Source organism: Rubrivivax gelatinosus (assembly GCF_016583785.1).
GTDB lineage: Bacteria > Pseudomonadota > Gammaproteobacteria > Burkholderiales > Burkholderiaceae_C > Rubrivivax > Rubrivivax gelatinosus_B.
In genome coordinates this window covers 1-14,393 of sequence record NZ_NRRU01000071.1, presented here as the reverse complement: position 1 = coordinate 14,393, position 14,393 = coordinate 1, and the positions used below count along the sequence as shown (strand labels likewise).

General features: G+C 69.7%; 13 protein-coding genes. 3 read left to right on the top strand and 10 right to left on the bottom strand.

Annotated features, from left to right (window positions below; translation table 11 throughout):
- Positions 1-56: 56 nt before the first annotated feature.
- From CKO43_RS17510 to CKO43_RS17475, 8 genes are all read right to left on the bottom strand, one after another.
- Entirely contained in the window at positions 57-899 is an 843-nt protein-coding gene (locus CKO43_RS17510; RefSeq protein ID WP_200379384.1) for an SDR family oxidoreductase, read from the bottom strand.
- Positions 896-1,636, bottom strand: coding sequence for an SGNH/GDSL hydrolase family protein (locus CKO43_RS17505; protein ID WP_200379383.1), 741 nt, complete (start codon positions 1,634-1,636; stop codon positions 896-898). The genes CKO43_RS17510 and CKO43_RS17505 overlap by 4 nt, the downstream gene beginning before the upstream one ends.
- Before the next feature lie 200 nt (positions 1,637-1,836).
- Positions 1,837-2,610: an enoyl-CoA hydratase gene (locus CKO43_RS17500; protein ID WP_200379382.1), complete on the bottom strand. Its 774-nt coding sequence runs from the start codon at positions 2,608-2,610 to the stop codon at positions 1,837-1,839.
- 58 nt (positions 2,611-2,668) lie between these two features.
- Positions 2,669-3,868, bottom strand: coding sequence for an acetyl-CoA C-acyltransferase (locus CKO43_RS17495; RefSeq protein WP_200379381.1), 1,200 nt, complete (start codon positions 3,866-3,868; stop codon positions 2,669-2,671).
- A gap of 106 nt (positions 3,869-3,974) precedes the next feature.
- Positions 3,975-6,374: a 3-hydroxyacyl-CoA dehydrogenase NAD-binding domain-containing protein gene (locus tag CKO43_RS17490; protein ID WP_200379380.1), complete on the bottom strand. Its 2,400-nt coding sequence runs from the start codon at positions 6,372-6,374 to the stop codon at positions 3,975-3,977.
- 20 nt (positions 6,375-6,394) lie between these two features.
- Positions 6,395-6,829, bottom strand: coding sequence for a DUF2147 domain-containing protein (locus tag CKO43_RS17485; RefSeq protein WP_200231316.1), 435 nt, complete (start codon positions 6,827-6,829; stop codon positions 6,395-6,397).
- A 31-nt stretch (positions 6,830-6,860) separates the two neighbouring features.
- Positions 6,861-8,651: an acyl-CoA dehydrogenase C-terminal domain-containing protein gene (locus tag CKO43_RS17480; protein ID WP_200231315.1), complete on the bottom strand. Its 1,791-nt coding sequence runs from the start codon at positions 8,649-8,651 to the stop codon at positions 6,861-6,863.
- Between the two features lie 35 nt (positions 8,652-8,686).
- Entirely contained in the window at positions 8,687-9,337 is a 651-nt protein-coding gene (locus tag CKO43_RS17475) for a TetR/AcrR family transcriptional regulator (protein ID WP_200231314.1), read from the bottom strand.
- 167 nt (positions 9,338-9,504) lie between these two features.
- On the opposite strand from CKO43_RS17475, the gene CKO43_RS17470 reads away from it, so the two are divergent.
- Together CKO43_RS17470 and CKO43_RS17465 are read left to right on the top strand one after the other, a co-directional pair.
- Positions 9,505-10,062: an HNH endonuclease gene (locus tag CKO43_RS17470; RefSeq protein ID WP_200379379.1), complete on the top strand. Its 558-nt coding sequence runs from the start codon at positions 9,505-9,507 to the stop codon at positions 10,060-10,062.
- A 133-nt stretch (positions 10,063-10,195) separates the two neighbouring features.
- Positions 10,196-10,663 (top strand): outer membrane lipoprotein, encoded by a 468-nt coding sequence (locus tag CKO43_RS17465; protein ID WP_200231312.1) that lies wholly within the window; start codon positions 10,196-10,198, stop codon positions 10,661-10,663.
- A gap of 32 nt (positions 10,664-10,695) precedes the next feature.
- Here CKO43_RS17465 and CKO43_RS17460 read toward each other — a convergent pair whose 3' ends face one another.
- On the bottom strand, positions 10,696-11,286 hold the full coding sequence (locus CKO43_RS17460; protein ID WP_200231311.1) for a CBS domain-containing protein: 591 nt from the start codon (positions 11,284-11,286) through the stop codon (positions 10,696-10,698).
- Between the two features lie 309 nt (positions 11,287-11,595).
- On the opposite strand from CKO43_RS17460, the gene CKO43_RS17455 reads away from it, so the two are divergent.
- On the top strand, positions 11,596-13,317 hold the full coding sequence (locus tag CKO43_RS17455) for a methyl-accepting chemotaxis protein (protein ID WP_200379378.1): 1,722 nt from the start codon (positions 11,596-11,598) through the stop codon (positions 13,315-13,317).
- Positions 13,318-13,371: 54 nt separating this feature from the next.
- Here the strand turns inward: CKO43_RS17455 and CKO43_RS17450 are convergent.
- Positions 13,372-14,393: radical SAM protein (locus CKO43_RS17450; protein ID WP_207185105.1), on the bottom strand; the 1,022-nt coding region annotated here is incomplete at its 5' end.

Below are 14,393 nucleotides of genomic sequence, written 5' to 3'. Positions count from 1 at the left end.
GGGTCGTCGGCGGACGGCCCCCTTGGGGGGTAGCGAGCGAATGCGAGCTTGGGGGCTCAATCAATGAAGAAGTCGGGGATGAAGTTCTTCGTCCCCGGGACGACGGCGTAGCCGTCCAGGTCGGTCACGCCGTTCGCGGCCAGCAGCTCGTCGTCGATGAAGAAATTGCCGGTCGTCGCCCTGGCATCGCTGGTCAGGATGAACCAGGCGGCGTCGGCCAGGATCTCGGGCTTGCGGCAGAGATTGACGTCGACGCCCGGAATCATCTGCAGCGCCGCGGTGGCGATCGCGGTGCGCGGCCACAGGCTGTTGACGGCGATGCCCAGCGGGCGGAACTCGCCGGCGTGGCCCAGCGTGCACTCGCTCATGCCGTACTTGGCCATCGTGTAGGCGACGTGGCCCCTGAACCAGTGCTCGCGCATGGAAAGCGGCGGGCTCATGTTCAGCACGTGCGGGTTGCGGCCGGCACGCGCGCTGGCCGTCAGCGCCGGCAAACAGGCCTGGGTGCAGGCGTAGGTGCCGCGCACGTTGACGCCGAACATCAGGTCGAAGCGCTTCATGGGCGTCGCCGCGGTCGGCGTCAGGCTGATCGCGCTGGCGTTGTTGACCAGGATGTCGATGCCGCCGAAACGCTCGACCGCAGCCGCCACCGCAGCGGCGACGGCGGCGTCGTCGCGGATGTCGGTCGGCACGGCCAGCGCCTGGCCGCCGGCGGCCAGCACCTGCTCGGCGGCTTCGTGCACGGTGCCCGGCAGCTTGGGGTTGGGGTCGCTGGTCTTGGCCACCAGCACGACGTTGGCACCGTCGCGCGCCGCACGCAGCGCGATCGCCAGGCCGATGCCGCGGCTGGCGCCGGTGATGAACAGCGTTCGGCCCTGCAGGCTGCGGGTTTGGTTCATGCAGTCGTCTCCTCTTTCTTCTTGATGGCCGGCCAGACGCGGCCGGCGACGTGTTCGGCGATGACGGCAGCGCAGTAGCGGTAAGCCGGTTCGCCGGGATGAAAACCGTCCGACGCCATGGTCTGCGGCTCGAGCTGCAGCCCCATGTCGACACGCGAGACGCCGGGATAGGACGCCGCCCAGCGCTCGAGCGCACGGTCGTGGCGCAGCGCCTCGCTGCCGGCGCACCAGCGCAGCGGCTGCGGCAGGCCGGGGAACTGGTGTACCGGCGGCAACGCCGCGAAGGCGACGTGACGCAGGTGCAGCGCGCCGCGCAGCCAGTCGGCGAGGCGTTCGCGCGCGACGATGGCGTGGTGCAGCGGCACGCGGTCGACGATGTCGTTGACGCCGGTGACGATGACGGCGACGTCGAAGGGCGGCAGGTCCTCGCGCTGCAGCAGGTGCAGGGTCTGCGCCGTCGTCATGCCCGAGCGTGCGACCAGGCGCCACTCGACGCGCGCCTGGGCACGTTCGGCCACCAGTTCGGCCAACGGGTGCGCGAGCGCATGGCGCTGGTGCATCACGCCCACACCCGCGGCCGACGAGTCGCCGGCGATCAGCAGCCGCATGCGCGGTCCCTGCCCGGTCGTTCCGTGTCGTTCACCATCGGCTTCGGGCAGCTTGGGCAGGCGCTGGCGGGTGCGCACGGCCTGGGCCAGCAGCAACGGGGTCAGCATCAGCGTGACGGCACGGGACATGGGACGGCTCCTTCCGGTAACGGTGGACGGGGCGCGCGACGGTCGCGGCGGCGGTGGAACTCCTCGAGGGGCGCGGCTGCGCCGGGTCGGTCAGGGCAGGCGTTGCGAAGCGCGTGCCAGACCGGGACTGGAACCAGGGGGGGTGCGCCGCGCGCGCCCCCCGAACTCGATGGCAGCGCGGGCCTCGCCCGCGGCTGCGTTCAGAACTGGCTGAAGTCGGGCTTGCGCTTCTGGAAGAAGGCCTGGAAGGCTTCCATCGCCTCCGGGCTGCGCAGCCGGCGCGTGAACCGTTCGCCTTCGGTGCGCATCGCCTCCAGCACCGCGGCACGGGTCGGGCCGCGCAGCAGCTGCTTGCTCTCGCGCACCGCACCCGGCGGCAGCGCGTTGAAACGTTCGGCGACACGGCGCGCGTGAGCGACCACTTCGCCGGCCGGCAGCACGGCGTTGGCGATGCCGCATTCCACCGCCTGCTCGGGCGTGAACGCGTCGCCGAGCAGCAGTTTCTCGGCCGCGCGCGCCTGGCCCATCAGCTGCGGCACCAGCAAGCTGGACGCGAACTCGGGCACCAGGCCCAGGCCGGTGAAGGGCATGGCCAGCCGCGCTTCGTCGCTGACGTAGACGAAGTCGCAGTGCAGCAGCATGGTCGTGCCGATGCCGATGGCGGCGCCGGTGACGGCGGCGACGACCGGCTTGTCGCAGTTCAGCAGCGCGCGCATGAAGCGGAACACCGGCGACTCCATCGCGTCCGGGCCTTCGGCCGGCGGCCGCGCCATGAAGTCCTCGATGTCGTTGCCCGAGGTGAAGATGCCCGGCTGGCCGGTGATCAGCACCGCGCGCACCGCGTTGTCGGCCGCGGCGGCTTCGAGCGCCGCGGCCATCGCTTCGTACATCGCGATCGTCAGCGCGTTCTTCTTCTCGGGGCGCGCGATCTCGATCGTCGCAACGCCGGCGAGCGTGGCGGTCTTGATGCTCATGCGGGTCTCCTCCAGGGGTGATGGGCCCGCGCCGGGCCGCCGCGGCGCGGGTGGGGGTTCAGCAGCGCTCCAGGATACCGGCGGCGCCCTGCCCCATGCCGATGCACATCGTCACCATGCCGTACTTCAGCTGCTTGCGGCGCAGCGCGTGCACGACGGTGGCGGCACGGATCGCGCCGGTGGCACCCAGCGGGTGGCCCAGGGCGATCGCGCCGCCCATCGGGTTGACCTTGTTGCGGTCGAGCTTGAGCGAATCGATCACCGCCAGCGACTGCGCGGCGAAGGCTTCGTTCAGCTCGATCCAGTCGATGTCGTCCTGCTGCAGCCCGGCGGCGCGCAGCGCAGCGGGGATCGCCTCGATCGGGCCTATGCCCATGATCTCGGGCGGCACGCCACGCACCGCGAAGCTGACGAAACGCGCCAGCGGCTTCAGGTCGAAGGTCTTCAGCGCCTTCTCGCTGCAGACGATCAGCGCGCCGGCGCCGTCGCTGGTCTGCGAGCTGTTGCCGGCGGTGACGCTGCCCTTGGCGGCGAACACGGGCTTGAGCCGCGCCAGCCCTTCGAGCGAGGTGTCGCGGCGTGCACCTTCGTCCAGCGTGACGGTGCGCGTCTTCGTGATCACCTGGCCGGTGGTCAGATCCGGCGAACGGTCGACGACGGTGAACGGCGTCATCTCGTCGGCGAACTCGCCGGCGTCCATCGCGCGGATCGCACGCTGGTGCGACTCGAGCGCGAACGCGTCCTGGGCTTCGCGGCCGACCTTCCACTGGGTCGCGACCTTCTCCGCGGTCAGGCCCATGCCGTAGGCGATACCGACGTTTTCGTCGCGGGCGAAGATCTCGGGGTTGAAGCTGGGTTTGTTGCCGCCCATCGGCACCAGGCTCATGCTTTCGGCGCCGCCGGCGATCATCACCTCGGCCTCGCCAACGCGGATGCGGTCGGCGGCCATCTGCAGCGCGGTGATGCCGCTGGCGCAGAAGCGGTTGACGGTGACGCCGCCCACCGAGTGCGGCAGCCCGGCGAGCACCATCGCGGCACGCGCCATGTTCATGCCCTGCTCGCCTTCGGGGAAGCTGCAGCCGATGACCGCGTCCTCGATCGCCTTCGGGTCCAGCGAAGGCACCTGCGACAGCGCGTGGCGCACCGCGGCCACCAGCAGGTCGTCGGGCCGCGTGTTCTTGAAGTAGCCGCGGCCGGACTTGCCGATCGGGGTGCGCGTGGCGGCGACGATGTAGGCGTCTTGAATTTGCTTGCTCATGTGGAAGCTCCGTATTGCTTTACCAAGGTGCCGCCGCGGATCCGGCTCTGCCGGGCCGCTGGCGGCGCCCCCTTGAGGGGGAGCGGCGAAGCCGCTACGGGGGTGGTCAGTTCCTCACCGGCTTGCCGGTTTGGAGCATGCCCATGATGCGTTCCTGGGTCTTGGGGTTGTCCAGCAGCGAGCAGAAGCGCTCGCGCTCCAGCGTCATCAGGTACTCCTCGGTCACCAGCGAGCCGGCGTCGACGTCACCGCCGCAGCAGACCTCGGCGATCAGCGTCGCGATGTGGAAGTCATGCGCGCTGATGAAGCCGCCGTCGCGCATGTTGGCGAGCTGGCCCTTGATCGTCGCGATGCCGTTGCGCCCCGCCACCGGGAACAGCGCCTTGACCGGCGCACGCCAGCCGCTGTCGGCCATCGCCCTGGCCTGGGCCGTGGCGACGAACAGCAGCTCGTCCTTGTTCGGCACGATGACGTCGCCGTCGATCAGGTAGCCGAGCTTGCGCGACTCGATCGCGCTGGTGCCCACCTTGGCCATCGCGGCGTTGGTGAAGCCGTCGGTCAGGAACTTCAGGATGTCGACGCTCTGGGCGTTGCCGGCGCTCGCCATCTGCGCCGCGCGGCGCGCGATGTAGCTCAGGCCGCCGCCCGCCGGCAGCAGGCCGACGCCGACCTCGACCAGGCCGATGTAGCTCTCCATCGCCGCGACGCGGCGCGAGGCGTAGACCGACAGCTCGCAGCCGCCGCCGAGCGCCAGGCCGCGCATCGCCGCAACCACCGGCACCTGGGCGTAGCGCATCTTCAGCACCGCGTCCTGCAGCTTCTTGACCTCGGGCGCGATGCCCTTGGAGCCGGACTTCATGAACACCGGCAGCATCGACTCCAGGTTCGCACCGGCCGAGAACACGTCGTCGGGCGACCAGATCACCAGGCCCTTGTAGCCGGCCTCGGCCAGTTCGATCGCCTTGACCAGGCCTTCGGTGACGGCCTGGCTGATCAGATGCAGCTTGCAGGTGATGCTGAGGATCAGCACCTCGCCGTCCAGCGTCCAGATGCGCACGTCGTCGTTGCGGAAGACTTCGGTGCCGGCCTCCAGCGCGCTCTTGGCGCCAGAGCCGAGCACGTTCTCCGGGAAGTGCTGGCGCGCGTACACGGCCAGCGTGCTGCGCGGCACGAAGGTCTGGCGCGACGGGCTCCAGGAACCGGCGGCGGTGTGCACGCCGCCGGCTTCGGCGACCGGGCCTTCGAACACCCAGGCCGGCAGCGGCGCGGCCGACAGCGCCTTGCCGGCTTCGATGTCGGCCTTGACCCATCCGGCGACCTGCTTCCAGCCGGCGGCCTGCCAGAGCTCGAACGGGCCCTGCTGCATGCCGAAGCCCCAGCGCATCGCGAAGTCGACGTCGCGCGCGTTGTCGGCGATGGCCTCCAGGTGCACCGCGGCGTAGTGGAAGGCGTCGCGCAGGATGGCCCACAGGAACTGCGCCTGGGCGTTGCTGCTGTCGCGCAGCAGCTTCAGCCGGTCGGCCGGCGCCTTCTTCAGCATGCGCGCGACGATCTCGTCGGCCTTGCCGGTCGAGGGCACGTAGCTCGCGGTCGCCGGGTCCAGCCGCAGGATGGTCTTGCCTTCCTTCTTGTAGAAGCCGGCGCCCGACTTCTGCCCCAGTGCGCCCTTGTCGATCAGCGCCTGGAGCACCGGCGGCGTCGCGTAGCTGGGGTAGAACGGGTCGTCGGCGAGGTTATCCTGCAGCGTCCTGATGACGTGCGCCATCGTGTCCAGGCCGACCACGTCCGCGGTGCGGAAGGTGCCCGAGCTGGCGCGGCCGAGCTTCTTGCCGGTCAGGTCGTCGACGACCTCGACCGAGAGGCCGAACTTCCCGGCTTCGTGGATCGTCGCCAGCATGCCCGCGATGCCGACGCGGTTGGCGATGAAGTTGGGCGTGTCCTTGGCGCGCACGACACCCTTGCCGACCGTCGTCGTGACGAAGGCTTCGAGATCGTCCAGCACCTCGGGCCGCGTCGCCGGCGTGGCGATCAGCTCGACGAGGTACATGTAGCGCGGCGGGTTGAAGAAGTGGATGCCGCAAAAGCGCGGGCGGATGGCTTCCGGCAGCACCTCGGCGAGCTTGGTGATCGACAGGCCCGAGGTGTTGCTGGCGACGATGGCGTGCGGCGCCAGCGAGCCGGCGATCTTCTCGTACAGCGCCAGCTTCCAGTCCATGCGCTCGGCGATGGCCTCGATGACGAGGTCGCATTCGGCCAGCAGGTGCAGGTGTTCCTCGTAGTTGGCCTGCACGATGCGCGCGGCGTCCTCGGGCACGCCCAGCGGCGCGGGCTTGAGCTTCTTCAGGCCGTCGACGGCCTTGGTGACGATGCCGTTCTTCGGGCCTTCTTTTGCCGGCAGGTCGAAGAGGACGACAGGAACGTTGACGTTGACCAGATGGGCGGCGATCTGCGCACCCATCACGCCGGCGCCGAGCACGGCGACCTTGCGGACGTGGAATCGATTCACTTGAAGCTCCTGGTTGGTTCTCACTCGACCCGCTGCCAGGTCTGGTTGCGATAGAAGGGACCGATGAAGCCACGCACCTCGAGCGTCTTGCCGCCGTCCTTGGGCGTCAGGCGCACGCGGTAGCTCTTGCCGTTGTTCGGGTCGAGGATCGTGCCGCCGTCCCAGTAGGGTTCGTCGGCGTTCTTGCGCACGTTCTCGAGGATCGTCATGCCCAGCACCGGCTGGCCCTTGCGGGCGTCGCTGCACTTGTCGCACTTGACGTCCTGCTTGGTGGCGTCGAGCAGCTTCTCGATGCGCCCGCCGAAGACACCGCCGTTGTCGACGATGCGCACCAGCGACTTCTCCTTGCCGCTGTCGTCGTCGATCGTGCGCCACAGGCCTTGCGGCGTGGCCTGCGCCATCGCCGTCGAGGCCGCGACGGCCAGGGCGAAACCGATCCAGCTGCGCTTGTCCATGTCTGTCTCCTTCGTTGTCGTGGGCGGCGGGTCAGAACAGCGTTTCGTCCATCGCCATCAGCGAGGCCGAGCCGGCGCGCGCGCTGCGGATCAGGCTCGCGGTCTCGGGCAGCAGCTTGGCGAAATAAAAGCGCGCGGTGTGCAGCTTGGCGACGTAGAACGGGTCGCCCGAGTTCTGCTTCTCGAGCGCGATCTTGGCCATGCGCGCCCAGAAGTAGGCGAAGACCAGATGGCCGCAGACGCGCAGGTAGTCGACCGCGGCCGCACCCACCTCGTCGGCGTTGCCCATGGCCTTCATGCCGAGTTCGGTCGTCAGCTTGGTGACCTTGTCGCCCAGGTCGGCCAGCGGGTTGACGAACTCCTGCATCGCTTCGTTGACGCCTTCTTCCTCGATGAACTCGGCGACGATGCGGCCGAACTTCTTCAGCTTCTTGCCGTTGTCGGCCAGCACCTTGCGGCCCAGCAGGTCCAGCGACTGCACGGTGTTCGTGCCTTCGTAGATCATGTTGATGCGCGCGTCGCGCACGTACTGCTCGATGCCGGTGCCGCGGATGTAGCCGCTGCCGCCGAAGACCTGCATGCAGTGCGAGGTCGCGAGCCAGGCGTTGTCGGTCAGGAAGGCCTTGACGATGGGCGTCAGCAGCGCCACCAGGTCGGCGCAGTCGGCGCGTTCGTCGGCGTCGTCGCTGGAGAGTTCGCGGTCGATCAGCAGCGCGATGTAGGTCGCCAGCGCGCGGCCGCCTTCGGCGTAGGCACGCGCCGTCAGCAGCATCTTGCGCACGTCGGGGTGCACGATGATCGGGTCGGCGGGTTTGTCCGGCGCCTTCGGGCCCGTCAGGCTGCGCATCTGGATGCGGTCCTTGGCGTAGGCCGCGGCCATCTGGTAGGCGGCCTCGGTCAGGCCCAGCGCCTGGTTGCCGACGCCCAGGCGCGCGGCGTTCATCATCACGAACATCGCCTGCAGGCCGCGGTGCGGCTCGCCGACCAGCGTGCCGACGGCGCCTTCCAGCGACAGCTGGCAGGTGGCGTTGCCGTGGATGCCCATCTTGTCTTCGACGGCGGTGCAGAAGATCGGGTTGCGCTCGCCGATGGAGCCGTCGGCCGCGACCTTGAACTTGGGCACGACGAACAGCGAGATGCCCTTGCTGCCAGCCGGCGCGTCCGGCAGCCGCGCCAGCACCAGGTGGATGATGTTGGGCGTGATGTCGTGTTCGCCGGCGGAGATGAAGATCTTCTGGCCGGTGATGCGGTAGCTGCCGTCGGCCTGCGGCTCGGCCTTGCTGCGCAGCATGCCCAGGTCGGTGCCGCAGTGCGGCTCGGTCAGGCACATCGTGCCGGTCCACTCGCCGCTGGTCAGCTTGGGCAGGTAGGTGTTCTTCTGCCACTCGGTGCCGTGCGCCGTCAGGCACTCGTAGGCGCCGTGCGACAGCCCCGGGTACATGGTCCAGGCCTGGTTCGCCGAGTTGATCATCTCGTACAGGCACTGGTTCAGCACCACCGGCAGGCCCTGGCCGCCGAAGGCCGGGTCGCAGCTGAGAGCGGGCCAGCCGCCTTCGACGTACTGCTCGTAGGCCTTCCTGAAGCCTTTGGGCGTGCGCACCTCGTGCGTCGCCGCATCCAGCGTGCAGCCCTCGTCGTCGCCGCTGGCGTTCAGCGGCGCCGCCACGCCGGCGGCGAACTTGCCGGCTTCTTCGATGACGGCGTTGATCGTGTCGGCGTCGATCTCGGCGTGCCGCGGCAGCATCTGGAAGGTCGACGCGACCTCGAGCAGCTCGTGGAGGACGAACTGCATGTCGCGCAGCGGCGGGGTGTACTGGGGCATGGAGGCTCCTGGGGAGAAGGTCGGCGAGACGGGGTTCAGGTTCGCGGCGACGGAGGCAGCGGCTGCCAGTCGGCGACGAGGCGCTCGAAGCCGCGGCGCGCGCGGTCCAGCACCCCGGTGTTGCGCAGCAGCCGGGCGTCGTGGTGCAGCGCGAGGATCAGCCCGTGCATCTCGAACAGCAGCTGCGACGGGTCGGTTTCGGGGCGCAGATGGCCTTCCTCGACGGCCATCGCGATCGCCCGCTGCAGCGCCAGGTGCCAGGCGCGCACCATCGAGACCAGCGCGTCGCGCACGGGGCCGGGGCGGTCGTCGAACTCGACCGCGCCGCTGATGTAGATGCAGCCGGAGTCGAGCTCGATCGAGACGCGGCGGATCCAGCGTTCGAACAGCGAGCGCAAGCGCGGCAGGCCGCGGTCCTCGGCCATCGATGGGAAGAACACTTCTTCCTCGAAACGCGTGTGGTACTCGCGGATCACCGAGATCTGCAGCTCCTCGCGCGAGCCGAAGTGGGCGAAGACGCCCGACTTGCTCATCTGCATGACCTCGGCCAGGGTGCCGATCGACAGCCCCTCCAGCCCCATGTGCGAGGCCAGGCCGAGCGCGGCGTCGAGGATCGCGGCACGGGTCTGCAGACCTTTCTGCAGCGCCTTGGGCGACGGCGGGCGGGGGATGGAGGAAGTGGCCAAGTTGAAGACAAAAAAATCGAACGGTCGTTCTATTTTGCCGATTCCTCTTGGCGGCGACTACGGCGTGGGGCCATTGCTCGGGAAAGTCCCTAGAACTTCGGCCGGAGTCCCCTGCCTGTCATCAATGCGCGGTTGCGGTGGGCACGTTTCTTGTTTACTCTGAGCCGATGGATGTGCTGCAACTCGATGTGTCAGGCCGTCCGCAGGCGTGGATCACGCCGCGAGAGGCGGCGATCCTCTATGCCAGCGATGGCGTCGCTTGGACGCTGGGCAAAGCCTTTCACGTGCTGCGAGGCGGCATCCAGCGCGCCACCGGCGTGCAATCGCGCATCGAGGTGCATCCGATCATCGCGGTGCGCGGCATCATCCCCTGCCGCGCCTGGCGCCACACGCCGACGATCTCCAACCCCAAGCTGTTCGTGCGCGACCGCCACGTCTGCGCCTACTGCGGCGGCTATTTCCCGTTCGACGAACTGACGCGCGAACACATCGTGCCGGTCTCGCGCGGCGGCGTCGACAGCTGGATGAACTGCATCACCGCCTGCCGCGCCTGCAACGGCCGCAAGGCCGACCGCCTGCCCGAAGAAGCGCACATGTCGCTGCTCTACCTGCCCTACGTGCCCAGCCTGCACGAGGACATGATCCTGCGCGGGCGGCGCATCTTCGTCGATCAGATGGACTTCCTGCTGGCCTCGGTGCCGCGCAGCAGCCGGCTGCACGCCTGAAGCCCCGAGGCAACGATTCTTTACCGCTGCGCCGGCGCGCGCGGCGGGATCGTCGTCCCTTCTTTTGCGGCACCATCGGGATGTCAACGCCCGCCGCCCGGCAGCGTTGGACGATTTTGAGGAGGTTCCTGCAATGAAGCGCTTGATCGCTGCTGCCGCCGTGCTGGCACTGGCGGCCTGTTCCACCACCAGCCCCGACGTCATCAGCCCTGGCGACGCCCAGCGCATGAGCACCGTGATCGACGCCACCGTGCTGTCGACACGCCCGGTCGTCGTCGAAGGCTCGCAGAGCGGCATCGGCGGCGTCAGCGGCGGGGTGATCGGCGGCATCGCCGGCTCCAGCGTCGGCGGCCGCCGCGAGAGCGTCGCCGTCGGCGTGATCGGTGCCGTCGCCGGCGCCGTGGTCGGCAACGCGGCCGAACGTTTCGGCACGCGCGAGGAAGCGGTCGAGATCCTCGTGCAGCTCAAGAGCGGCGAACGGCGTGCGATCGTGCAGGCCAAGGGCAACGAGACGCTTCAGCCCGGCGACCCGGTGATCATCGTGACCACCGGCGGCAAGGTCCGCGTGAGCAAGGCACCGAGCGCGACCTCGGTGCGCTGAACTCCCGGCTGCGGGCACGGGCCCGCGGCCCTTCACGCGAGCATCTGCGGCAGGTCGGCGAAACTCGTCGCCACCGGCACGATGTCGATCGCGCGGCCGAGCTGGCGCTCGATCTGCGAGCGCGAGACGATGCCTCGCAGCCGCGGCGGCACGCCGACGCCGCCGCCGTCGACCACCAGCAGGTGGTTGCGCCCCAGCTTCTTCAGCGTCGCCACCAGGTTGCCGACGCGGGCCGGCTGCAGCCGGGCGAACTCGATCGCGTCGAGTTGCGCCCGCGGCGTCATCACGTCGCCCACCGCGATGTCGTCATAGCGCAGGCCGCGCTGCTGCACCAGGCGCAGCGTGCGCTCGCCACGCAGGTCGGTGGATGCGATCAGGCCCTCCACCGCCGGCACGTCGCTGACGACGAAGAGCAGGCGCACGCCCTGGTAGATCATCTTCTGCTCGGCCTGGCGCAGCGTCGCGGCCGGCGAGACCGTGGCCGCCTTGACCACCGTCAGGTCCGTCATCACCGCCACCGCGGCCGAGTCGAGCGTCACCGGGAAGGTCTGCCAGGGCTGGGCCTGGGCCAGAACGGCCCCGGTTTCCAGGCTGCGGGTCGCCAAGGCACTGTCACGGCTCATACCCACCTCCGCCAGTTCGGAAGGGCCGAAATTACGCCCTTCGCACGCCGACGGCATCAAGGATTGCCAGCCCACGGGAGCTGACTTCGGTCAATCGATGCAGGCTCCGCCGCGCCCTCGATCTTGATCCACTTGTAGTGCTTTACGCGTTTTTGCGGTTTTGCCCAAATACCACCGCCAAATTACGCACGGAGACCGTCATTTCTTCTCCGCATGCCTCAGGAAAGACGGCTCGCGTCCGATGAACTGCTGCAGGCATCCGCGCCGGCACGCAAGCGGCTGAAGTTCCAAGTCGTCGATCGGACCCACATGAATCAAATCAGAATCGGAGCCCGCCTGGGCCTGGCCTTCGCCCTGGTCCTGCTGATCACTGCAGCCATCGCCGCCATGGCGATCTGGGAGCTGGGGCAGCACAAGGCCGCCAGCGAAACCATCGTTCACAAGGAACAGCAGCGCAGCAAGCTCGCGAGCCAGTGGGCGACCAACCTGCGTGTCAGCTGGACCAAGGTGTCGGCGTCGCTGAAGACCACCGACCCGCAGTACCACCTGGCGCTGCAGAAGGACATCGAGCAGATCTCCGCCGACACCGCCGGCGTGCAGAAAGCGCTGCTGGAGCTGGTCGACGAGCAGGAGGGCAAGGCGCTGATCGCCAAGGTGGGCGAGGTGCGCGCCCGCTACACCGATGTGCGCGGCGCACTGGCCAAACGTTTCGCCACCGGCGAGGACGTGTTCGCCGACGTCGACCGCCTGCTCGCACCGGTGGCCAACGACTACATGAAGGCCCTGGACGACGTCGCCGAGCACTCGCAGCAGGTGCTGCTGACACGCCAGGACGAACTCGCAGCCGCGACCACGCGCGGCCAGTGGGGCATCGGCATCGGCGCACTCGTCGCGACGCTGCTGGGCACGCTGTTCGCGGTCTTCGCGACACGGTCGATCACCGGGCCCATCCACCGCGCGGTCGACAGCGCCGAGGCCATCGGCGCCGGCGACCTGTCCAAGCGCATCGACGCCGACGGCCGCGACGAAGCCGCCCGGCTGCTACACGCGCTGGCGACGATGCAGGGCAACCTGGGCAACATCGTCTCCGAGGTGCGGCGATCGGCGGACAGCGTGGCCACCGCGAGCCACGAGATCGCGCACGGCAACAACGACCTGTCGGCGCGCACCGAGCAGCAGGCGAGCGCGCTGCAGCAGACCGCGGCGTCGATGGAGCAGCTCAACGCCACCGTGCGCCAGAACGCCGACAACGCACTGCAGGCCAACCAGCTGGCCGCGGCAGCCAGCGCCGTCGCCACCGAAGGCGGCCAGATGGTCGGGCGCGTCGTCCAGACCATGGACGGCATCAGCGAGAGCTCGCGCCGCATCACCGACATCATCAACGTCATCGACGGCATCGCCTTCCAGACCAACATCCTGGCGCTGAACGCCGCGGTCGAGGCGGCACGTGCCGGCGAGCAGGGGCGCGGCTTCGCCGTCGTCGCCAGCGAGGTGCGCAGCCTGGCGCAGCGCAGTGCCGATGCGGCGCGCGAGATCAAGTCGCTGATCGGCGCCAGCGTCGAACGCGTCGAGGCCGGCAACGCGCTCGTGCATCAGGCGGGCACCAAGATGCAGGACGTGCTGGCCTCGATCCAGCGCGTCGCCGACATCGTCGGCGAGATCAGCAACGCCAGCGCCGAGCAGAGCGACGGCGTCAGTCAGGTCGGCGAGGCGGTGGCGCAGATGGACCGTGCGACGCAGCAGAACGCGGCGCTGGTCGAAGAAAGTGCCGCCGCCGCCGAGAGCCTGCGCACCCAGGCGCGGCAACTGGTCGAGACGGTCGCCGTGTTCCGACTCGCCGGGCAGACGCAGGCCGCCGCGGTGGCACCGCCGGCTCCGGCGGCGCCCGCTGCACGCCCGGCCGCCGCACGGCCCGCCGCAACCCCGGTGAAGCCGAACAAGCCGGCTGCGACCGCCCCGGCCCCCGCAGCCGCAGCGGCAGCGCGCCCGGCGGCACCGGTCGCGGCCAGCGACGACTGGGAAACCTTCTGAACACCACCGCCGCGCCCGCCGGCTGAGCCGCCGGTACGGCTCGGCGGCCGGGCCTCAGAACCGGCCTTCGTAGAGCGCGCAGGAGCGGCACACCGCCGGCGGCTCCGGGCCCTCCAGCGCGGCGCGGAAAGACTGCGCCACCGCGCCGCCCCAGGTGGCGGCCAGGCCGCCGGGTCTGTCGGCGACGCGGCCGAAGTCCGCCCGGTCGGCGCTGGCCACCATGCAGCAGGGCAGCATGTGGCCGGCGGCCGTCAGATAGAGCTGCTCGGTCGGCCAGGAGCAGCCGCGCACGCCGGCTTCGCCCAGCGAGGGCGCGAGCCGCGGCAGGTGCAGCACGAAACCGAACTCCCCCGCCAGCTGCTGTGCCTCGGCAAAGCGTTCGGCCGCACGCGGCAGTTCGGCCGGCGCCAGTTCGGCGTCGCACACGTAGTCGCGGATCGGGATGTAGCGCGGCGGCAGCCCGGCGTGTTCCAGGTCGCTGGACAGGCGCTGGACCAGCAGCTCGCCGACGCCGTGCGCGTGCAGCAGGCGCACCAGCGCCGGCAGCTCGTGCAGGTTCGAACGCATCAGCACCATCACGCCGCGCACCGCCAGCCGCCCCGGCTGCGCGGCGCAGGCCGCCATCAGCCGGTCGAGGTTGCGCAGCACCTTGGCGAACGAGGCTCCTTGCCGCACCGCTTCGTAGACCGGGGCGCTGGCGCCATCGAGCGAGACCGAGAGTTCGGCCAGCCCGCCGTCGACGCAGCGCCGGGCGCGCTCGGGCGTCAGCAACGTCAGGTTGGTGTTGGCGCCGACGCGGATGCCGCGTGCGGCCGCCGCCTGCACCATGTCGAAGAAGCGCGGGTGCAGCATCGGTTCACCCAGGCCCTGCAGGTGCAGGTGCTCGAGCTGCGGCATCTCGTCCAGCCAGGCGACGAAACGCTCGAACGGCAGCTCGGCAACGGCGTCGCCGCGGTGTTTGACGGTGCACATGCGGCAGGCCAGGTTGCAGTGGCCGACCGGCTCGATCTGCGCGAACCGCGGCAGCGGCGGGGCTGCGAGGCTGGAAGGTGGCGGGACGAGGCTCATGCGCGTGG